This window comes from Thermostichus sp. OS-CIW-31, assembly GCF_054060305.1.
This window is the reverse complement of the sequence record NZ_JBSSDA010000009.1, coordinates 101,941-120,805: the sequence shown is the minus strand read 5'-3', so window position 1 is coordinate 120,805 and position 18,865 is coordinate 101,941. Positions and strand designations below refer to the sequence as shown.

Annotated in this window: 20 protein-coding genes; 9 read left to right on the top strand and 11 right to left on the bottom strand. The window is 57.3% G+C overall.

What is annotated here, in order from left to right:
• Positions 1-237 precede the first annotated feature (237 nt).
• A complete protein-coding gene (locus ACVWY9_RS07415) occupies positions 238-687 on the bottom strand; it encodes a VOC family protein (protein WP_414342591.1) in 450 nt (149 codons plus the stop codon).
• Between the two features lie 195 nt (positions 688-882).
• Between ACVWY9_RS07415 and topA the strand changes: the two genes are divergently transcribed.
• A complete protein-coding gene (gene topA / locus ACVWY9_RS07410) occupies positions 883-3,684 on the top strand; it encodes a type I DNA topoisomerase (protein ID WP_457387939.1) in 2,802 nt (933 codons plus the stop codon).
• An 89-nt stretch (positions 3,685-3,773) separates the two neighbouring features.
• Here the strand turns inward: topA and ACVWY9_RS07405 are convergent, their stop codons facing one another.
• From ACVWY9_RS07405 to grxD, 6 genes are all read right to left on the bottom strand, one after another.
• Positions 3,774-3,941, bottom strand: coding sequence for a hypothetical protein (locus ACVWY9_RS07405; protein WP_011433927.1), 168 nt, complete (start codon positions 3,939-3,941; stop codon positions 3,774-3,776).
• A gap of 37 nt (positions 3,942-3,978) precedes the next feature.
• Positions 3,979-5,148, bottom strand: coding sequence for a SpoIID/LytB domain-containing protein (locus tag ACVWY9_RS07400; protein WP_457387938.1), 1,170 nt, complete (start codon positions 5,146-5,148; stop codon positions 3,979-3,981).
• Positions 5,149-5,190: 42 nt separating this feature from the next.
• Complete coding sequence (locus tag ACVWY9_RS07395; protein ID WP_457387937.1) at positions 5,191-6,747, bottom strand: B12-binding domain-containing radical SAM protein; 1,557 nt, start codon at positions 6,745-6,747, stop codon at positions 5,191-5,193.
• A 327-nt stretch (positions 6,748-7,074) separates the two neighbouring features.
• Positions 7,075-7,431, bottom strand: a complete 357-nt coding sequence (locus ACVWY9_RS07390; protein WP_011433930.1) for a phage holin family protein — start codon at positions 7,429-7,431, stop codon at positions 7,075-7,077.
• Positions 7,432-7,475: 44 nt separating this feature from the next.
• Positions 7,476-7,766 (bottom strand): BolA family protein, encoded by a 291-nt coding sequence (locus tag ACVWY9_RS07385; protein ID WP_414329320.1) that lies wholly within the window; start codon positions 7,764-7,766, stop codon positions 7,476-7,478.
• A gap of 29 nt (positions 7,767-7,795) precedes the next feature.
• A complete protein-coding gene (gene grxD / locus ACVWY9_RS07380; RefSeq protein ID WP_011433932.1) occupies positions 7,796-8,137 on the bottom strand; it encodes a Grx4 family monothiol glutaredoxin in 342 nt (113 codons plus the stop codon).
• Positions 8,138-8,587: 450 nt separating this feature from the next.
• Between grxD and arsB the strand changes: the two genes are divergently transcribed.
• Entirely contained in the window at positions 8,588-9,598 is a 1,011-nt protein-coding gene (gene arsB / locus ACVWY9_RS07375) for an ACR3 family arsenite efflux transporter (protein ID WP_414407670.1), read from the top strand.
• A gap of 355 nt (positions 9,599-9,953) precedes the next feature.
• On the opposite strand, the gene tilS is transcribed toward arsB, so the two are convergent.
• Positions 9,954-10,937: a tRNA lysidine(34) synthetase TilS gene (gene tilS / locus ACVWY9_RS07370; protein WP_457387936.1), complete on the bottom strand. Its 984-nt coding sequence runs from the start codon at positions 10,935-10,937 to the stop codon at positions 9,954-9,956.
• Between the two features lie 53 nt (positions 10,938-10,990).
• The gene (locus ACVWY9_RS07365; protein WP_457387935.1) at positions 10,991-12,160 is read right to left on the bottom strand and encodes an HrcA family transcriptional regulator; all 1,170 of its coding nucleotides are present in this window, start codon (positions 12,158-12,160) and stop codon (positions 10,991-10,993) included.
• Positions 12,161-12,587: 427 nt separating this feature from the next.
• On the opposite strand from ACVWY9_RS07365, the gene ACVWY9_RS07360 reads away from it, so the two are divergent.
• The 3 genes from ACVWY9_RS07360 (at position 12,588) to ACVWY9_RS07350 (ending at position 13,745) form a co-directional block, all read left to right on the top strand.
• Positions 12,588-12,890 (top strand): urease subunit gamma, encoded by a 303-nt coding sequence (locus ACVWY9_RS07360; RefSeq protein ID WP_011433938.1) that lies wholly within the window; start codon positions 12,588-12,590, stop codon positions 12,888-12,890.
• A 49-nt stretch (positions 12,891-12,939) separates the two neighbouring features.
• The gene (locus ACVWY9_RS07355) at positions 12,940-13,368 is read left to right on the top strand and encodes an urease subunit beta (RefSeq protein ID WP_457387934.1); all 429 of its coding nucleotides are present in this window, start codon (positions 12,940-12,942) and stop codon (positions 13,366-13,368) included.
• Positions 13,369-13,490: 122 nt separating this feature from the next.
• The gene (locus ACVWY9_RS07350) at positions 13,491-13,745 is read left to right on the top strand and encodes a hypothetical protein (protein WP_011433939.1); all 255 of its coding nucleotides are present in this window, start codon (positions 13,491-13,493) and stop codon (positions 13,743-13,745) included.
• A 95-nt stretch (positions 13,746-13,840) separates the two neighbouring features.
• On the opposite strand, the gene ACVWY9_RS07345 is transcribed toward ACVWY9_RS07350, so the two are convergent.
• Together ACVWY9_RS07345 and ACVWY9_RS07340 are read right to left on the bottom strand one after the other, a co-directional pair.
• Positions 13,841-16,276, bottom strand: coding sequence for an endonuclease MutS2 (locus ACVWY9_RS07345; protein ID WP_457387933.1), 2,436 nt, complete (start codon positions 16,274-16,276; stop codon positions 13,841-13,843).
• A gap of 7 nt (positions 16,277-16,283) precedes the next feature.
• Complete coding sequence (locus tag ACVWY9_RS07340; RefSeq protein WP_414344414.1) at positions 16,284-16,454, bottom strand: hypothetical protein; 171 nt, start codon at positions 16,452-16,454, stop codon at positions 16,284-16,286.
• Between the two features lie 295 nt (positions 16,455-16,749).
• Here ACVWY9_RS07340 and ACVWY9_RS07335 point away from each other — a divergent pair, with 295 nt between their 5' ends.
• From ACVWY9_RS07335 to ACVWY9_RS07320, 4 genes are all read left to right on the top strand, one after another.
• Positions 16,750-17,154, top strand: a complete 405-nt coding sequence (locus ACVWY9_RS07335; RefSeq protein ID WP_414344412.1) for an NIL domain-containing protein — start codon at positions 16,750-16,752, stop codon at positions 17,152-17,154.
• 108 nt (positions 17,155-17,262) lie between these two features.
• The gene (ndhL, locus tag ACVWY9_RS07330; protein ID WP_457387932.1) at positions 17,263-17,484 is read left to right on the top strand and encodes an NAD(P)H-quinone oxidoreductase subunit L; all 222 of its coding nucleotides are present in this window, start codon (positions 17,263-17,265) and stop codon (positions 17,482-17,484) included.
• Between the two features lie 28 nt (positions 17,485-17,512).
• Positions 17,513-17,827, top strand: a complete 315-nt coding sequence (locus ACVWY9_RS07325; protein WP_457387931.1) for a DUF3007 family protein — start codon at positions 17,513-17,515, stop codon at positions 17,825-17,827.
• Positions 17,828-18,078: 251 nt separating this feature from the next.
• Positions 18,079-18,687 (top strand): response regulator, encoded by a 609-nt coding sequence (locus tag ACVWY9_RS07320; RefSeq protein WP_457387930.1) that lies wholly within the window; start codon positions 18,079-18,081, stop codon positions 18,685-18,687.
• The last annotated feature ends 178 nt before the right edge of the window (positions 18,688-18,865 follow it).

Sequence of the window (18,865 nt, the reverse complement as noted above, 5' to 3'; positions counted from 1 at the left end):
GTCAGGACTTGGGTCATGGTTCTATCATAACTTCCGCATTCCTCCCGACACTGACCCTACGGGTACAGTGCGGGGCTCCTGCGATTTCTAGCTGACAAGCGGCCAACAAACCCTTCTCTCAAGTTCCCCAGAAGCTCTACTAGCTTAGCTTTAGGGTTGGCTCTCCAGGATCTGGACAAGGGGGAACGACCGCTCCCACCCAAATTAGATCCTCTAACCCATCAACTAGTTATCCAACTATTTATTAATGTCCTCTGGGCGTTGGGGCAGACTCTCTCCTGAGGATCCCTGGGGACGAATGAGCTCGATCGGCAGGCCATCGGGATCGGCGATGAACGCCACTTCATAGACCTGGCCCCCAATTTGCTGGAGCTGGGGCGGCAGCAGCAGGGTAAGGGGCACTTGCGCTCGCAAATGTTCTAGGTAGTTGGCCAGGGATCCCCATTCGGGGCCCACCTCAAAAGCGGGGTGATAGTAGCCCACATAGTGGGGATCCCCAAAGGGATCCGGGGCAGGATGGGGCTGCGGCACTTGCATCAGCTCCAAACGCCCCCAGGGGCCGCGCATCCAGCAGGCCAGCGTGATCCCGGCAGTAAAGCGTTCTTCCACCGCAAAGCCCAACCCCTCGTAAAAGGCGATGGAGCGGAAGATATCGGCGGTGCGAATGGAAAAATGGTGTAGTTTCATCGTCCTGCAAAGCAGCCAGATGGGGCCAGACCGCTCGGATCATCGCCGATGACGGCTGGTCAAGCGCAGGTAGACTTGCTACGCTCCAGAAAAGTAGGCTGTCTATCTTAAGCACCTCTTGCAGTGTATGCTGGCCCGCCCAATCCTTGGGGCGGGAAATGCGACAACCTAAGCCGATTGCTGCCAACCTCAATTATGCCTAAGCTGGTCATTGTCGAATCTCCCACCAAAGCCCGTACCATCCGTGGATTCTTGCCCGCAGGGTACGAAGTTCAGGCCTCGATGGGACATGTGCGGGATCTCCCCGATTCGGCATCTGAAATTCCAGAAGAATTGAAAGGAGAAGAGTGGAGCCGCCTGGGGGTCAATGTCCACGCCGACTTCGAGCCCCTCTACGTCATCCCCAAGGACAAAAGAAAGGTGGTCAAGGAGCTGAAGGAAGCGCTCAAGAAGGCGGACGAGCTGATCCTGGCCACCGACGAAGACCGCGAAGGGGAAAGCATTAGCTGGCACTTGCAGCAGGTGCTGCAACCCAAAGTGCCCACCCGCCGCATGGTGTTCCACGAGATTACCCGCGAGGCCATTCAGGAGGCGCTGCAAAACTGCCGTGAGGTGGACGAGCAACTGGTGCGTGCCCAGGAGACCCGCCGCATCTTGGATCGCCTGGTGGGCTATACCCTGTCGCCGCTGCTGTGGAAAAAAATTGCCCCCAAACTCTCGGCAGGGCGGGTGCAGTCGGTGGCGGTCAAGCTTTTGGTGGATCGAGAGCGGGAGCGGCGCGCCTTCAGAAAAGCCTCCTACTGGGATCTCAAAGCGGAGCTGCAGCCCAAAACGACCGTCGCCGGCCAGCAGGCTGTCTTTCCAGCAGAGCTGGTGAGCTTGGGTGGCAAACGCCTGGCCAATGGGCAAGACTTCGATCCCAGCACCGGCCAGCTCATTGCCGGGCGGGATGTGGTGTTGTTGGATCAGGCCCAGGCCGAGGCCCTGCGGGATCGCTTGCTGGGAAAAGCCTGGATCGTCAGCTCTGTGGAAGAGCGCCCCTCCACCCGCAAACCTGCCCCTCCCTTTACCACCTCCACCCTGCAGCAGGAGGCCAACCGCAAGCTGCACCTGTCGGCCCAGCAGACGATGCGCATTGCCCAAAAGCTCTACGAAGAGGGCTACATCACCTACATGCGCACCGATTCGGTCCACCTGTCGGAGCAGGCCATCCGCGCTGCCCGCGCCTGCGTGGAGTCGATGTACGGCAGAGAATATCTCAGCCCCGAGCCCCGTCAGTACACCACCAAAACCAAAGGGGCGCAAGAAGCCCACGAGGCCATTCGTCCTGCTGGATCAGAGTTTCGCCTGCCCAGCCAAACCCCCCTCTCCGGCCAGGAGCTGGCCCTCTACGACCTGATCTGGAAGCGCACCGTCGCCAGCCAAATGGCTGAGGCGCGGCAGACCCACACCATCGTACTCATCGCCGTAGACGATGCGGTGTTCCGGGCCAGCGGCAAGCGCATCGATTTTCCCGGCTTTTTCCGCGCCTATGTGGAGGGATCCGACGACCCAGAGGCGGCTTTGGAAGATCGGGAGGTGCATCTGCCTCTGTTGCGGCAGGGGGATCCCCTCCGCTGCCAGAAGCTGGAACCCGTTGCCCACGAAACCCAGCCTCCAGCCCGATATACGGAAGCCTCCTTGGTCAAGGTGTTGGAAAGTGAGGGCATTGGCCGCCCCAGCACCTACGCCACCATCTTGAATACGATCATGAGCCGTGGTTACGTCAGGCCGATGGGGAATGCCCTCGTGCCCACCTACACAGCTTTTGCAGTCACCGAGCTGCTGGAAAAATACTTTCCCAACCTGGTGAATACCCGCTTCACCGCCGAGATGGAGCAAACGCTGGACGACATTGCTTCTGGACAGGCGGAGTGGCTGCCCTATCTGCGCCATTTCTTCTTGGGCGAGCAGGGTCTCGAGGGACAGGTAAAGGCGCGCGAGCTGGAAATTGATTCCGGCCTGGCCCGCTCCATCCATCTGGAGAACCTGCCTGTCAAGATCGGCATTGGCCCCTATGGCCCCTATGTAGCAGTTGAAACTGAGTCTGGAGAGGTGCGCGCCAACTTGCCGGAGGATATTCCCCCCGCCGATCTGAGCCCAGAACACATTGCGGAGCTAATCCAGCGGAAGCAAGAAGGCCCCAAGCCCATTGCCTTTCACCCGGAAACCCAAGAGCCCATCTACGTGATCCCGCAGGGCCCCTATGGCCCCTATGTGCAGTTGGGGGAAGTTTCTGAGGACAACAAAAAACCCAAGCGCACCTCTCTGCCCAAAGGGCTGAAACCGGATCAGGTCACGCCAGAGATTGCCTTGGGGTTGCTGAGCTTGCCCCGCACCTTGGGGGAACACCCGGAATCGGGGAAAAAGGTGCAGGCCGGTATTGGCCGCTTCGGCCCCTACGTAGTCTGTGATGGCGATTTTCGCTCTCTGCCCGCCGATGAGGATGTGCTGACCATCAGCCTGGAGCGGGCGCTGGAGCTGCTGGCCCAGCCCAAGAAAGGCCGTGGGCGCGCCTCGGCCAAGCCGCTGCGGGAGCTGGGATCCCATCCTGAGGATGGTGAGCCGGTCAATCTGCACGACGGCCCCTACGGGCTGTATGTCAAACATGGCAAGGTCAATGCCTCTTTGCCCAAAGGGATCCCTGCCGAAGCGGTTACCCTGGAAATGGCCCTGCAGGTGCTGGCTGAAAAGGAAGGCTCTTCTGCAGAGGTCAAGGGGAAAAGCCGCTCGACCGGCAAAGCGGGCTCCTCGGTCAGTAAAACCCAAGCCAAAACTGCCTCCAGCAGCCCTACAGCCCAGCAGGCCGGAAATGCTGTGCCGCAGAAGCGGCGTAAAGCGCAAACCACTTCCACTGGCAGCGGGATGGCCAAAGAGCCGCAAGCCCAAGCGAATGGGTCAGCTCAGGTTGGATCCCGTTCCACCATTGTGAGGATCACGCCCAAAGCTCGCGCCTGAAGTCAGCTTTTCTGCCACAGCCCAAGGTCGCCTGCTCAGGGTGGCTTAGGGGTTAGCCATGTAACAGTTTTGCTGACGACACAACTGCTTCAAGGGCCGCAAGCAGCGGCCACGGCGGCTTCCTGATTGGCAATGCAACCCATTGCTTCTGCAAACGGCAAGGGATCCTGCTGCTGGCGCTTGGGAATCTGGGCGTGTTCCAGCTCACTGCAGTAGCAGTAGGCAGGATGGCGACGATGGGGGTGTGCAAGGGACACGGGAGTAAATGAGAGTTGGAGTCGGGGCCAACAGCCTTCAGCTCAACGTTATCACCTGGGTGCCGGGGAAGTAGTGATTGAGGATTTGCGGCGCTGTGTAGCCCTGCTCGGCCAAGCCGCGGGATCCCCACTGACACAGTCCCACCCCATGCCCGGCTCCGCGATAGGTAAAAAGGTACACTTCCTGCTGGCCGGCCTTTGGCTGGAGACGTTCCCATGTGAAGCGGTTGCTGGGGAGGATCCCCCAACCCAGGGTTTGGCCAAGGCGCAGCACAAACTCTTGGCCGGTCAACAGTTGGGATCCAACGCGAATGCGCACAGGGCGACCCCAGGGATCCGACTGCACAATCTCCAGATCGCCGTTGCCGAAGGCTGGCTCCAACTCCCGTCGGCTGAGCCGGACGCTGTGAGGGCCATAGAAGGGAGAGGCGCGACACCCGTCACAGATCACCCCTTGTAGGTAGGGGCGGGCGGGTGGGGCAAAAATATCCTGATTGGCGCTGGTGTGGCCCCCACAGGTGGAGTGAAACAGAACCTCTATCGGCTGGCCGGCATGGGTTAGGATCTGCCCTCGGGTTGCCCGCACCGCAGCAGTGGTCGCCGCCGTCTCATAGGCCAGGCCACCATAGAACTGGTGGGCGGTGGAATCCTGCAATAGCCTTATCGAGGTAGAGGGCCATTCTCTTCTGGGGCCGGGGTGCAGATGGGGAATGGCCAAAGTGCGGGCCAAGATGGCTTGCGCCTGCAAGGCGGCGGCTGGCCAATCGGCGGGCATTTCGCTGGGCACCAAAGCCAGCAGATAGTCTTCCAACTTGACCCAGTTCACCAGATGCAGGCGACCTAAACCCTTGGGACGAATCTGTACCCAGCCCCGATAGCGACGCTCCTCCCCTGCGAGGGAGCGCAGAGCTCCCCCCTGTAGCCAAAGGGATCCCTGGTAGCGACGAGGCTGTCCCGGCCCGGTCAGAAGGAGCTCTTGGCGGCGAACCTGTAACTTCCAGGTGCCTGTTGGAAAAGGCTGCTGATTTAAAACAAAAGGGCCCATCAGCTCCAACTCGGCCAAGGGATCCGCACTCCAGCGGCTGAACAGCTCCACGGCCAGCCAATCTCCGCGCCCGGACGTTTGGGCCTGCCGAGAGCCTCCCCAAACAGCCCACAGGGATCCCAGCACCATCGCCCCCAACTGTCGTCGCCGCATAGGCCCCATCCGGGCATCCTCTATCGATAGACCATTCCCCCAGAAATACTGTCAAGATGAGCCGGCCAGCAAGGGATCGTATCCCAGTTGCTGGGTAAGCCGGGCGCGGGCCAATTCCCGATATTCCCAAAAGTGTTCTCCTGCAGCGCAGAGGCCCAAATATAGGTTCAGCAGGCTGGGCTTGCGCCGCCAAATCGTCCATAGCTGCCGCCAAAATTGGGCGCGGATTTCGGGATGAAGGATCCCTTGCCGCCAGATGAGTTGTAGAAGCAGATGGATCCCTTTGCGGAGGGGCAGCTTCATCATTTGCCGCCGGCCATCTTTGATGCCGATATTCAGGCATTGTTGCAGGCAGCGAGATAAATATCGCGCAGGATCATACAGTTTCCAAAAACTTTCCAGATACTCTCGGGCAATCTCCGATAGAGAACGGGTGGGAATGAAATTCATCAGCGTATTTTGATCGCCGAACTCAGTAACGCCGATCCCTTCCAGCAACCGTTCCTCCTTCTTCAAGCGATTCCAGAGTTGCGTGTTTGGCAAAGCCTGTAAAATGCCCAGCATTGGCTGAGGAATACCGGTTTGCTCGACAAAAGCCTGAATGCGCTCCCCTGCTCCTGGCCGCTCTCCATCAAAGCCCAGAATAAACCCAGCATAGATTAGCAGTCCAGCATCGTTGATCTTGCGACAGGCCTCCACCAAAGGGTGGCGGGTATTCTGGAGCTTTTGGGTCATCTGTAAGCTGTCTTGGTCTGGAGTCTCAATGCCCAAGAAGACAGCATAGAAACCCGCCTCTACCATCAACCTCATCAGTTCTTCGTCTTCGGCCAGGTTGACTGAAGCCTCTGTCATAAAGGTAAATGGATAGTTGCGCTTCTGGCTCCAGGGGATCAGCTCTCGTAAAAATCGCTTGACGTTGCGCTGGTTGCCGATAAAGTTGTCGTCTACCACAAATACCGAACCCCGCCAACCCAAGTCATAGAGGGCCTGTAGCTCAGCTAGCATTTGACTTGGCTCTTTGGTTCTCGGCTTGCGTCCGTAAAGAGAGATGATGTCGCAAAACTCGCAATTGAAGGGGCAACCTCGCGAAAATTGGACTGACATCATGAAGTATTGATCCATACGCAGCAGATCAAACCTTGGCAAAGGACTTTGGGTTACATCCGGTTTTTCCGCAGCCCGAAAAATGCCCGACTCTTGCCCAGCTTCTATAGCCTTGACAAAGGCCGGTATGGTCACTTCCCCTTCATCCAAAACCAAATAGTGAGCACCAGATTCCAGGGCATCCTGTGGCACAGAAGTTGGATAGGGTCCGCCCACCGCTACTTTTTTGCCCAACTGCACCGCTTTGCGAATGAGGGCGTGGAAATCCTGCTTCTGCACCAACATGGCTGACAAGATCACCAGATCGCACCACTGCCAATCGGCTTCTGTTTCAGCAGCGACATTGCGATCCACAAAGCGAATCTCCCAGTGTTGGGGTAGCAGAGCAGCAACGGTGATCAAGCCAAGAGGTGGCATTAGCGCTTTTAGCCCCACCATCTCAATGGTGCGATTGTAAGACCAGAATGATTGAGGAAAACGCGGATAGAGCAGCAACGCCTTCATACCAACCAGCTCCTGAGTTGCAGATCGACCAACTTGATCCCCTACTGGTTTCCTATCGATTTGCTAGGCTTAGATAAAGCAGCCACAGATCAAACGCCTGCTCGCAATATCCTGCTGATGTTAGCCATTGGCAGATCTTGTGCAGGCTATCTGTGGAGAATCCTATGGTTCTGCGGCAAAAACTTAGCGGGCAGGGCCAATGGAGTAAAGCTTATCGGGATCCCTTAAAGTTGGTTTTGGTTATCGTCGGGCTGAGTGTTGACGTTCCCCTAGCGTACCCCCTGCAATCTTGAACCAAACCCTGCCCTCTCACGGCTGGGGACGAAGTCAGTTCGGCGCACCTTGCTCAAAAACCTGCTGAACCAAGCCGCTGACGATGGAAAGTACAATTGCGCCGATAAACGCCCAGCCGAAATTATCGATGTTGAAAGCATTCCCGGCCAGCTTATCGGCAATGGCTAGACAAATGCCGTTCAAAATCAGCCAAAACAAGCCCAGGGTAAGAACCGTAATCGGCAGGGTGATCAGCCGGAGAATCGGCCTAACCAAACCATTGACCAGACCAATGGCCAGAGCCGCCACCAAAGCCCCGCCAAACCCGGAGACGTGGATCCCGGGCAAAAGCCAAGCCAGGATCATTACACTCAAGGCTGACATCAGCCAGGTGGCCAAAAGAGTTGCCATGCTCTCTCCTCTGCCCTGATGGGACCGCGATTTTGCCCTCTATGCTAGCTGATCTCCTCAGGGATCCCTTGCGCAGAAACCTCTTCAGGGCTGTAAGTTTGCAGGGCCAAAGCATGAATGCTCCGCCCCATGTGTTCCGCCAGAGCGGCATACACCAGGCGATGTCGCTGTAGGGTCGTTTTGCCGACAAACGAAGGCGACACTACTTGAACTCGGTAGTGCCCTCCTGTCCCGCCCCCGTGGCCGATGTGAAGGTGGGACTCATCCTCTACCTGCACATGAAGAGCCTGCAGCTTCTCCATCAGGTGCTGCCGAAGGTAGTCGGGGGTAAGCATGGCAACCCCTCTGGATGAGATGGGATCCCTTAAGATTGAGCCGTGGCCTTAGCAAAGGCTGCCTCGACCAGCGGACGCAGCTCGTTGCGGGCGTGCATCTCTTGGATGATGTCGCAACCGCCCACAAACTCCCCATCAATATAAATCTGCGGGATAGTAGGCCAGTTGGAAAACTCTTTAATCCCCTGGCGGATCTCAGGATCCTCGAGTACGTTAATCGCCGTGTAGGGGAAGCCCAAACTATCCAGCACACGAACGGCGGCATAGGAAAACCCACATTGGGGCATTTCCGGGGTGCCCTTCATGTAGATGAGCACCTTGTGGGTGCGGATTTGCTCACGGATTTTCTCTTCCAAAAGGGGATCCAGCATGGTGTTCAGCCACTATAGCGACAACAGTCGATAGGCAAACTGGCATCCTATCGAGATCTCATTTTCGTCTACTTTTAACATGCTCGACACTTTTCCCACGGTTGGGCCGAGAGATTCTCTCATAGACTCTGTTCTCCGGACGCCACCAGCAAGCCCCATTGCCCAGGGCTGGCCCAAGCCCCCAACCTATCCAGGCAGCGACCCCAGGATCCATGTTAATTTCTACACCAACATGGTTAGCGACAGGGTCGGCGACAAACCTCAAACCCTGATTCTTCCGTTGACCCGGTCGATCCCGCTCTGGGCAAGGGTTTCAGGCCCCTCGGCGGAGAAAAACAAGGGGAAATTGCAGCCGAAAACAAGACCTCTGGGCAAGGGTTATAATCGGCGGGAGTCGCTTCCCTTCGGGGAAGTGGAATTAATGGAAACGCTGTAATTAAATTTCAACCCATGAAGTTTTTTGAAAAATACCTTACCGTTTGGGTCTCGCTATGCATTGCTGCAGGCATTGGTCTTGGGAAAATACTGGGGAATTCTGTTTCGGTGCTTGAAAGCTGGCAGATATATACCATCAACATTCCGGTAGCGGTGTTGGTTTGGATGATGATCTACCCGATGATGGTACAGATTGATTTTTCATCGATAGGCGGTGTTTCAAAAAATTGGAAAGGGCTGGCGCTGACAGTTACTGTAAACTGGCTGATCAAACCTTTCACCATGGCATTGTTTGGATGGATTTTCTTTAAAAATCTGTATGCTACCTGGATCACTCCGGAAGATGCAGACCAGTACCTGGCAGGCGCCATTCTGCTGGGTGCCGCACCCTGCACAGCCATGGTGTTTGTGTGGAGTTATTTGGTAAGAGGCGATGCCAATTATACGTTAATACAAGTTTCAGTCAACGATCTTATTCTGCCGGTTGCATTTGTACCCATTGTAAAATGGCTGCTGGGAGTAACCAACATACAGATACCGTATGAAGTACTGATTACTTCGGTGGTTGTGTTTGTTGTTATACCGCTAACTACGGGTTATCTAACCAATCGAATATTGCCTCAACGAAAAGGAAAGGATTGGTTTGAACAAAAATTTCTTCCGGCACTTCGTCCTGTTTCCATACTAGCATTGCTTTCAACCCTGGTTTTACTCTTTGCCTTTCAGGGCGAACACATACTGGATCATCCATACACCATTTTGTTGATAGCCATACCACTGACCATTCAAACCTACTTCATATTTTTTATAACCTGGCTGGGTGGAAAATTGCTCCGTTTATCACATCCGGTTTGTGCACCGGCTGCGATGATTGGTGCCAGTAATTTTTTTGAACTCGCAGTTGCCGTGGCCATATCACTTTTTGGTCTTAATTCAGGTGCGTCGTTAGCCACGGTGGTTGGTGTACTCATAGAAGTACCCATTATGTTATCGTTGGTAGCCATCGCTAACAGTTGGAGGTATTAAATAAATCCAGATAAGTAACATTTCCCCATCCACTTCGCAATTGGAATCTGATTCTGGCGGCGGTTTGAGAAGCATACGGGCTTAAATCTATTGTCTTGGTTGCCCATTGTGATGGGGTAGGTACAAATGCAGTGGTCATATCAGGTGCTGTAGCCAATGGACGCGGGCCTGTATTATTACCATAAGATGCTAATCGTATCCAAGTATTGCCACAATCAGTGGTGATACTTACTATTAATGAATCAGTCGCTTCCCTTCGGGGAAGTGGAATTAATGGAAACGTGGTTTATCCGGAGCTGGTAACAAGTATGCCGGCCAGTCGCTTCCCTTCGGGGAAGTGGAATTAATGGAAAAATTAATGGAAACAAACCAAGTGATCCCCTTTCACTTCCAGCCAGTGCCCACCTGGATAATCGGGGCTACGGCTGCCGCGCCCTGCCTTGAGGAGTCGGATCCCGGCTTCTACCTGTTCAAAGGTGGGGTGGTGGGGCAACACCAGGGACAAAAACTGGAACATTACCTGCCGCTGCAGAGCCAAGGGGGCAGCCCGCAAGGGATCCCGTCGCAGCCCTGGCAAAGCGGGCTCATATACCTGTGGCCATAGCTGAGCTGCTTGAGCTACCACCAGCTCATGTTCTGCTTGCAGCAGTGTGGCAGCCCGATTCAGGGCCGCTTCCAGTTGCGGGTTGAAGTGCTGTTTCAAGTAAGGCATCACCTCTAGGCGGAGGCGGTTGCGGCCATGGGCCAGATCTTGGTTGCTGCGATCCGGCCAAACTGGCAATTGGTGCTGTTGGCAAAATTGCTCGGTTTCCCAACGGTATAGCTCCAGCAGGGGTCGCACCACTTGGGCAGAGGTGGGATCCCGGTCGTCCAGGCGACGCTGCCAATCTAGGCTGCTCAGCCCGGCGGCTCCTGTCCCTCGCAGCAAGTTCCATAAAAATGTCTCGGCCCGGTCGCTGGCCGTATGCCCCATCACCACGGCGCTGCAGTCCCAGGTGCGGGCCCATTTCTCCAGTTGTTGGTAGCGCCAAGCCCTGGCCCCTGCCTCATCTCGGCGGATGGGATCCGCAGTCTCAACGGCATGAGGCAGTCCCTGCTGCTGCAGCCACCCCTGCAAAAAGCGAGCACACTCCGTTTCATCTGCCGACCAGCGGTGATCGCAATGCAAAACGAAGAGCTGCCAGCCCCAGCAAGGCTGTAGATCCCGCAGGATTTGGAGCAGGCAAAAAGAATCTTGCCCGCCCGAAAAAGCCACCAGCAGCCGCTGGCCAGGGTGAAGAAGTTGCCGCTGCCGAATGGCGCACTGTACCCGCAGGTGGAGAGGAGAGAGCCTGGCCACAGCTTGTTATTGCTCAGGTGCAACCCAGACCCTGCCTGCCTTCATGGGATCCCTTAGGCAAGAGCCCGGGTCAGATGAGAGGCCACCGCCTGCACAGCAGCAATGCTGCGTTCGTAGGCCATTCGGGTCGGCCCCAGCAAGGTGACGGTGCCCAGAGGAGCCGAGCGACGGTGGTAAGTGGAGGCGATAACCGTGCAGTGGTGCAGAGACTCCAGTGGATTCTCGCTGCCAATGTAGATGATCACCGGGGTCTTGCGGGCAGACTGTCCTGACTCTTGATCCATCTCCGTTGAGCTCGGCAGAGGAGGCAGATACGCCAACTGCGGATCACCCCCATCGGCAAAATGGAGCCCGATCATCCCCTGCAGTTGCTTGGCTCCCTCCTCGATCAACTGCATCACTGCCTGCACCTGTCGGGCCTGGGAAAACTCCGGCTGACGCATCAACTCGGCCATACCGGCACTGAACACCTGCCCCAGAGAGGGCTGTAGACAGCGTTGCACCACCGAGCGCAGCAGTTGCTGGAGCCAATGGCCGTAGGTACGAAATTCTTCATCCAGTTTCAGCCAGCTCAGATCCTGCAACTCGGCAAAGGTTTTGCCCCGCAGCTTCAGGGTGAGAAAGTTGCTGAGCAATTGCAATTCATCTTCCAAATCCTCTCGGGAGTCGCTGGGCCAGTCGGGGGGGCTGACCAGAGCTGAATGGGTTTGATAGGAGTCGGTTACCACCAACACCATCACCCGCCCTGGCGCTACCGACACCAACTGCACATGATGAATGGCTACCACCGGCCCCTGAGGAGGAGTGATGAGAGCAATGCAACCGCTCAGATGGGCCAAAAGCTGAGCTACCCTTTGCAGGAGGCTGTCTAGGTCGTCTCCCAGCTCACGGCCAAGCTGATCCATCAACTGTTGCAGAGCGGGATGGGGATCCGGCTGAGGAGCATCGTGAGGGATCCCACCGCTGTTGGCGGAGGTCAACAAATCGTTGACATAAACCCGATAGCCAAAGTCGGAAGGAACCCGTCCGGCGGAGGTGTGAGGCTGAAACAGCAATCCCACTTGCTCAAGGGTGGCCAAGTCGTTGCGAATGGTGGCCGTGCTTACCCCAAAGTTGTAGGACTGGGCCAAGGTTCTGGAACCGACAGGTTCAGCTGTAGCAATGTAGCTACGCACTGTCGCCCAGAGAATCTTCCGCTGGCGGGGAGTCAGTTCGAGTTTCATAGCCGATCAAAAGAACCCAGTCAACACCTATCAAAGGAAACTGTTAATACAGAGCCGGTAAATTGCTCCAGGATAAACCAACTCAGAGCTGAGATAGGAATCCAGACAGACTTTTACATCTTCTAATCTATATGCATCTATTGTTACTCTTTATATAGCGGGTTGCCTAGGAAGGAAGTTGCAAAACCCGATGTCGGAAGAGGTTGAGACTGCTGCTTGTGCAGGAGAGAGTGAAATCTCTTGTAGCCTGGGCTCCCCTTTTTTGCCCAGAGGTGGTAGAAGATGAACTACGGCTAGCCACCTTGTTGCGTAGCAACAGTCCGCTGCGCCAAGGCTGGGGATTTCTGCGCATGAGTTCGGTCAACTCTAGGCCAACTGGGCCTGCTGCTGTCCTCTTTGTATCCTTTTTTATCTTTGAGGTTGCCCCATGTACTTATCCCCCCAGGAGAAAGACAAGTTGTTGATCTACCTGGCTGCCCAGTTGGCTCGGGATCGGCGGCAGCGGGGCCTCAAACTCAATTACCCTGAGGCGGTGGCCTACTTGAGCGCAGCAGTCTTGGAAGGGGCGCGGGAGGGGAAAACAGTCGCCCAATTGATGAGCGAGGGGCTGACGTGGCTGACCCGCGAGGACGTGATGCCTGGGATCCCAGAGATGATCCCGGAAATTCAAGTGGAGGCTACTTTCCCCGACGGAACCAAGCTGGTTACCCTACACCACCCCATTCGCTAGGGATCCCCCAGATGCTCCAAAGACCGAAAAACTTCAGGAGGTTGTCCCCATGCCCTCTGGCCGCAAATCCAAAACCACGCCTGGCGCCAACGCAGAGCCGGCCCTGATCCCAGGGGAACTGCTGCTGGCAGAGGATCCCATCCAAGCCAACGTCGGACGGGCCACCGTGACCCTGGAGGTTACCAACCGAGGGGATCGGCCCATTCAGGTGGGATCCCATTTTCACTTTTTTGAGGTGAACCGAGCCCTGGTTTTCGATCGCGCCGCCAGCTTTGGCATGCGCCTCAACATCCCTTCCGGCAACGCAGTGCGTTTTGAGCCAGGGCAAACCCATCGGGTAAAGCTGGTGGCTTTGGGGGGCAAGGGGTTGGTGCATGGCTTCAATCGGCTCACGGAGGGCACGATACGCTCCGCTGCCCAGAAGCGGCTGGCTCTGGCCCGATTGCAGGAGTGGCTGGGTGAAGCAGCCCATCCGTAGGGGGAATATGCCCCCCTCAAGTGTGCAGCTTTGGGCAGCGGTGTCAAGGCTCAACCCCATCCCCGTCTCTGCTCAGATTCAGGACAGTAGGGCTATCCTATTTCTCCTCTAGGAGCTGACAGATGTCAGAGCGCGAGACTGTCTTGTGGATGTGGGTGCAAGGCTTGGGGCTAAATCTTTCTGGGTTGGCGCTGTTGGCAGCAGCAGGCGCCGCCTTTGGGCCTCTCAGTTGGACAGGTGCAACGGTGGCGGTGATGTTGAAGCTCATTGGGGATAGCCAACTGGTGCGGGGCTACTGGCTCTGGCAAAGCCAGCGGCAACAGAAGGGATCCCAGCCCGTCAGCTCAGCAGCGGCAGTGCTCCACAGTCAAGCTTGAGACATTGCCCGGCACTTGTCCGGTCTCCGACTCGAGAATGCCAACGCGACCACCCCTACTCCCTTCTGGCACTGGCAAGCCTCACTGTACAAGCCTCACTGTAAATGAGCCACGGTCACTCCAGTACCGCCGTCTTCGGGATCAGCGGCTGAAAAACGCTGAACGCGCGGGTGATTTTGGAGATAAGCCTGGACGCCGGCTTTCAGGCGCCCTGTGCCGTGGCCGTGGATGATCCAAACCGGGCCGGGAGGAGCTTGGGCAAAGTGCTGTTCCAGAATGGCCTCAGCATCAGCAACGGTTTTCCCCCTCAGATCGAGGGTGTTCTGGCTGGTGCGCAGGTTCAGGGGAGCGGTGGCTGCAGGGGAGGGAGGTGGGGCTTTGGGGCGTCGGCGTTGCTTAGCCTGGTGTTCATCAATGGGATCCAACTGCCCCCGTGGCACTGTGAATTTGAGGATGCCGCTGCGCACTACATATACATCTCCTTCGATGGCGATCACTTCCCCCGTCTGCCCCAAGCCTCTCAGCCGCACCCGATCTCCCACCTCTGGCACAAACTCCATATCCACAGGCGGCGGTGGGGGAGAGTAGCGCTGCTGGATTTGCGCCAGCTCGGCAGTAATGCGTTGGGGATCCTCTCCCTGCTGCAATTTGCGGATGGCGGCAGCCACTTCCTGACGGGCAGCAGCCAACAGGGCTTGCAGTTCTTGGTTTTGCTTGTGCTCCAGCCGGGCTTCTCGCTCGGCAATTTGGCGGCTGCGCTGTTGCATTTGTTGATATAGGCTCTCCAGCTCTCGATGCAGGGATCCCACCTGGGCCGCCCGCTCTTCCAATTGAGCCCGCTGCGCTTCCAGGCCGGCAATGACCCTATCCACCTGGCTTTCCCCTTGCAGGTGCCGCTGGGCCCGCCGCAGAATCTCTGGATCCAACTGCAGCCGTTGGGCAATGGCCAAGGCGTTGGAGCGGCCTGGGATCCCCCACAAGAGGCGATAGGTGGGGGCCAGGGTGACCTCGTCGAACTCCACTGAGGCATTTTCAAAGCCGGGATGTTGGTATTTCAGGGCCTTTAGCTCGCCGTAGTGGGTGGTAGCCAGGGTGAGCAGTGCCCTTTCCGAGAGGTACTCCAATAGCCCAGCCGCCAGGGCAGCTCCTTCGGTGGGATCCGTGCCCGCCCCCACCTCATCCAACAGGACAAGGGCCGGCTCCGGAGCAGACTGCAGGGCCTGCACGATGCGGCTGATGCGGCGGATGTGCCCCGAAAAGGTGGAGAGATTTTGTTGCAGCGACTGCTCGTCCCCAATGTCGGCGTAAACCCCGTCGAACCAAGGCAGCTGGGGCGGATCCTGAGCCGGCAGGAAGATCCCCGCCTTGGCCATGAGCACCAGCAGGCCCAGGGTTTTCAGGGCAACGGTTTTGCCGCCGGTGTTGGGGCCGGTGATAACCACGACACGAATGGAGTCCGCGAGGGTGAAGTCGATGGGGACAACGGCAGAACCTTGACCCTCCGAAGGGGCGGCGGCGCGGGACTGCCAGAGCAGCAGAGGGTGCTTGGCCTGACGCAGGCGCAATCCTGCCGAGACAAACTGGGGACGATTGCCCTCCAGCCAGAGGCTGTAGCGACCCCGAGCCAGAGCCACATCCAACCCCACCATCACCCCCTGCAGATGCTCCAGATCGGTGGCCACGGCTGCCACCTGAGCCGAGAGCGCGGCCAAGATCCGCTCTTCCTCCGCCTGAATCTGAACTTGGGTTTCTCGCCAGCGGTTGCCCAGTTCCACCACAGCGTAGGGCTCCACATAGAGGGTGGCTCCACTGGCAGAGCTGTCGTGCACAAGGCCGCGGATGAGATCCCGATGGGTGGCCTTCACCATCAGGACAAACCGCCCCTGCCGCTGGCCAATCAGGGTATCCTGCAGCGCCTGGGGATACTGGCTCATCAATTGTTGCAGCTGCTCTTGGATCTGGCTGCGTTGCCGCCGCTGCTGCTGGCGCAGATCCGCAAGGGTAGGGCTGGCGCTGTCCCGCACCTCACCATGCTCCTCCAGGCAGCGGAAGATCTCCTGCTCCAGCTCCGGGTAGGTGCGCAGGTTGCTCACCCAGGCCTGCAGGTGGGGCAGATGGTCATGATCATCGATCAGGCGGCGGATGCGGCGGGCTGCCCCCAGAGTTGTAGCGATCTGCACCAGCTCTTCCCCGCTCAGGACCCCCCCCCGTTCGGCCCGTTCCAAAGCCGGCAGCAAGTTGTGGATCCCTGCCATAGAAAGTCCCCCGGCCTGTGTGCGATCGAGGCGGATCGCCTCTTCCGTCTGCTCAAGGTAGGCTTCGCTGTCGGCGCGGCTCTGCCAGGGATCCAGCTCCAAGCAGGCGCGGCGGCCCAAGGGTGTGGCCGCAAAGGTGGCCAAGTGCTGACAAAGGCGGGGCCACTCCAGCAATTCCAAGGTTTCTTGCCGTTCGCCTTGGCAGGCCGTAGGCCTTGGGGAGGGATCGGGCTTGGAGAAGACTGGCAGCGGGTGCAAGGTGGGGACGGTGGGCATTAACCATTCAGTGATGCAAGGAACCCTGGAGACGCAGTTGCTTCATCTCTTGCAAAAACTGCTGTTGATACTTGAGGAAGGCCGTGTGCCACTCGCGGAAGCGACGTTCGCCATCCCGCACCAGCATCTGGCGGTACTGCTCTGAGTTGAGACGGGGCTGAGCAAAAGATGGGTTCATAGGGATCGGGGACGCTCTCCATCCTATTGTGGCAGGCTCTGGGTCGGCTTCCACAGATAGCTTTTGGTGAGAGGGGCACGCTGATAATGGCGCCGTTTTCTCACGCGCTGCCTCTGGTGATCTTCCCAAGAAGCTGAGCTCACCGAAAAACTGGGTTCAAAGCCCCGCCCTACCGCTGTGGGGTTCGCCTTGGGTGTCCTGTGGAGGGTGGAAGTGAGCTGCATTCACGGCCAAACTGAACCTCACAAGCCTGCCATACTGAAGGAAGTTGCTGCACTCAAAACACTCAAGATCCGTGCGCAAACGAGTCACCCTCATTTTCCCCCGCCATTTGGTGAATGTGCCTCTCACCTATCGGTTGGCCAAAGACTTCGATGTGGCTGCCAATATCGTGCGCGCCAGGGTAGCCCCCAACGAAGTGGGTACTTTGGTGGTGGAGCTGTCGGGGGATATCGACCAGGTGGAAGCAGGATTGGAATGGGTACAGTCTTTGGGCATTGAGGTGACTGAACGGGCCAAGGAAATTCAAATCGACCCAGACTTGTGCGTGGACTGTGGATTGTGTACGGGAGTTTGCCCAACCGAGGCCCTGAAGATTTCTGCTCCCAGCTGGAAGCTGGAGTTCTCTCGCAACCGCTGTGTCATGTGCGAACAGTGTGTTGCCACCTGCCCCGTTGGGGCGATCAGCACCAGCTTGTAGTCAGTTTGTGGTCAGTTGGCTGAGTTACGAACTCCCCCAAGCTGACAAATCCCTTTACAATCCTGTTAGATTTGTTGGACATAGGTCTAGCTGCGGAGCGCACTCGACATGGCTTCTACTACATCGTTGATTGGGTTAACTTATGGCGGTTTGGCTGTTCTCTATCTGCTGGTGCTGCCTCTGTTGTCTCTGCTGTATGTGGACAAACGCTGGACTTCAGGCAGTGCTTGGGAAAAGGTGTTGATGTTTTTCTTGGTCTTGTTTTTCTTTCCCGGCATGGTGCTCTTGGCTCCCTTCATGACGTTCCGGCCCAAGCCTCGGTCGCTGTAAGGTCAGCCGTTTGTCGGTTCACTGAGCCATGCGCAGATTGGATGTTCTTGCTATAGGCTTAGCCCTGCTGTTGGGGGGAGGGATCCTCTATGGCCTGCTGCTTTGGGCGGGCTTGGATACGGGGGCTGCGCAGCAGATATCGAGCGTGGTGCTCCTGCTGGCTTGCTTGGGTTGGACTTTTGGCTACCTGAGGCGGGTGCTGCGTGGGGAAATGACCCTGAAGGCTCAATGGGCCAGCTTCGAGACCCAGCAGATTCAAGAGAGGCTCCGCTCCCTCTCCCCAGAAGAGTTGCAGGCCCTGCAAGCTGAATTGGAAAGCGAGAAAGAAGGGATCCCAGATTGAATTGAGCAAGACAAACGTTGAGGCCGTCGGACAGGCCGCACCCAGAAATTGGCTGTCGGCTGCTGGGGATCCAGGTTTAAGGGTATGGAGCGTCGGGCTTAAACCGCAACACTTGTATATCTGTATATCCGGTTACCATTTGCTTCCCCTAAGAATGCTACATTACGCCCCGCACAAGATTCTGGCGTACGACGGATTATTAAGTGGTGCAAGCCTTTGCCTTTCCTTCTACTCGCATATCTCCATCCACTGTGAGAAAAACCATACTGCTAGCTCAGGGCCAGCCCTCGCAAATTCATCTCTGGAAGTTGGCGCTGGAGTCTCAGGGGCACTCTGTGGTGCCGATTTCCCCACGTGAAGATCTGCTAGAGGCGGCAACAAGCCAGCCTCTGGATTTGGATCTGATGGTGGTGGACATGACGACGGGGCTGTTTAACCCCTATGCCTTTTGTCGAGAGTGTCAAAGCAAGCTGCCCAACATCCCTGTGATCCTGACTCATCACCCCCGCCGCCACATCGAGCCCGCAGAGCGGCGCTGGGCAATCTACCAGGGGGCAGCAGATGTGATCCCTGGCTTGGCGGAGGCCGGCGACCTTCTCCACTCCCTCGAACGGATTTACGAGGCTGCCAGGTGGTTTTTGCCTATTGACACGGAGGCGCTCCACAGGGCTCTGAAGCAAGCGGGCTTATGGCCGGCGGAGGTCAGCCGTACATCTTCTTCCACCCCTCCCCCGCAGCCGAGCGCCCACTCTCCCACCGCCCCTCCACAACCCATCACCGCGGAAGGGGATCCAGGGCAAAAAGACTTGACCCCGCAGGTGAAGTACCGACTGATGTACCGGGGTCGCCCTGTCGATTGAGGTACTCGTTCCAACCTGCCGTCACTCGTTTTTCCTCGTAGCTTCTCGTAGCTTCTTGCCCTGCCAGGGTTAAGCTGCCGATTGGCAACGAGCAGGATGCAATCGCTGCAGCCCCGGGCAGCAGTGTATGGCCTCGCCGTGCAAGCTACCCGTCTTGTTCAGCGTCAATGTATCAGCG

Coding starts and splice junctions, on each gene's coding strand:
- ACVWY9_RS07340 (WP_414344414.1), bottom strand. CDS start 16,454: ATGAACCCATCTTTTGCTCAGCCCCGTCTCAACTCAGAGCAGTACCGC.
- ACVWY9_RS07385 (WP_414329320.1), bottom strand. CDS start 7,766: ATGCTTACCCCCGACTACCTTCGGCAGCACCTGATGGAGAAGCTGCAG.
- ACVWY9_RS07350 (WP_011433939.1), top strand. CDS start 13,491: ATGTCAGAGCGCGAGACTGTCTTGTGGATGTGGGTGCAAGGCTTGGGG.
- grxD (WP_011433932.1), bottom strand. CDS start 8,137: ATGCTGGATCCCCTTTTGGAAGAGAAAATCCGTGAGCAAATCCGCACC.
- topA (WP_457387939.1), top strand. CDS start 883: ATGCCTAAGCTGGTCATTGTCGAATCTCCCACCAAAGCCCGTACCATC.
- ACVWY9_RS07390 (WP_011433930.1), bottom strand. CDS start 7,431: ATGGCAACTCTTTTGGCCACCTGGCTGATGTCAGCCTTGAGTGTAATG.
- ACVWY9_RS07400 (WP_457387938.1), bottom strand. CDS start 5,148: ATGGGGCCTATGCGGCGACGACAGTTGGGGGCGATGGTGCTGGGATCC.
- arsB (WP_414407670.1), top strand. CDS start 8,588: ATGAAGTTTTTTGAAAAATACCTTACCGTTTGGGTCTCGCTATGCATT.
- ACVWY9_RS07355 (WP_457387934.1), top strand. CDS start 12,940: ATGCCCTCTGGCCGCAAATCCAAAACCACGCCTGGCGCCAACGCAGAG.
- ACVWY9_RS07360 (WP_011433938.1), top strand. CDS start 12,588: ATGTACTTATCCCCCCAGGAGAAAGACAAGTTGTTGATCTACCTGGCT.
- ACVWY9_RS07415 (WP_414342591.1), bottom strand. CDS start 687: ATGAAACTACACCATTTTTCCATTCGCACCGCCGATATCTTCCGCTCC.
- ACVWY9_RS07365 (WP_457387935.1), bottom strand. CDS start 12,160: ATGAAACTCGAACTGACTCCCCGCCAGCGGAAGATTCTCTGGGCGACA.
- ACVWY9_RS07345 (WP_457387933.1), bottom strand. CDS start 16,276: ATGCCCACCGTCCCCACCTTGCACCCGCTGCCAGTCTTCTCCAAGCCC.
- ACVWY9_RS07395 (WP_457387937.1), bottom strand. CDS start 6,747: ATGAAGGCGTTGCTGCTCTATCCGCGTTTTCCTCAATCATTCTGGTCT.
- ACVWY9_RS07325 (WP_457387931.1), top strand. CDS start 17,513: ATGCGCAGATTGGATGTTCTTGCTATAGGCTTAGCCCTGCTGTTGGGG.
- ndhL (WP_457387932.1), top strand. CDS start 17,263: ATGGCTTCTACTACATCGTTGATTGGGTTAACTTATGGCGGTTTGGCT.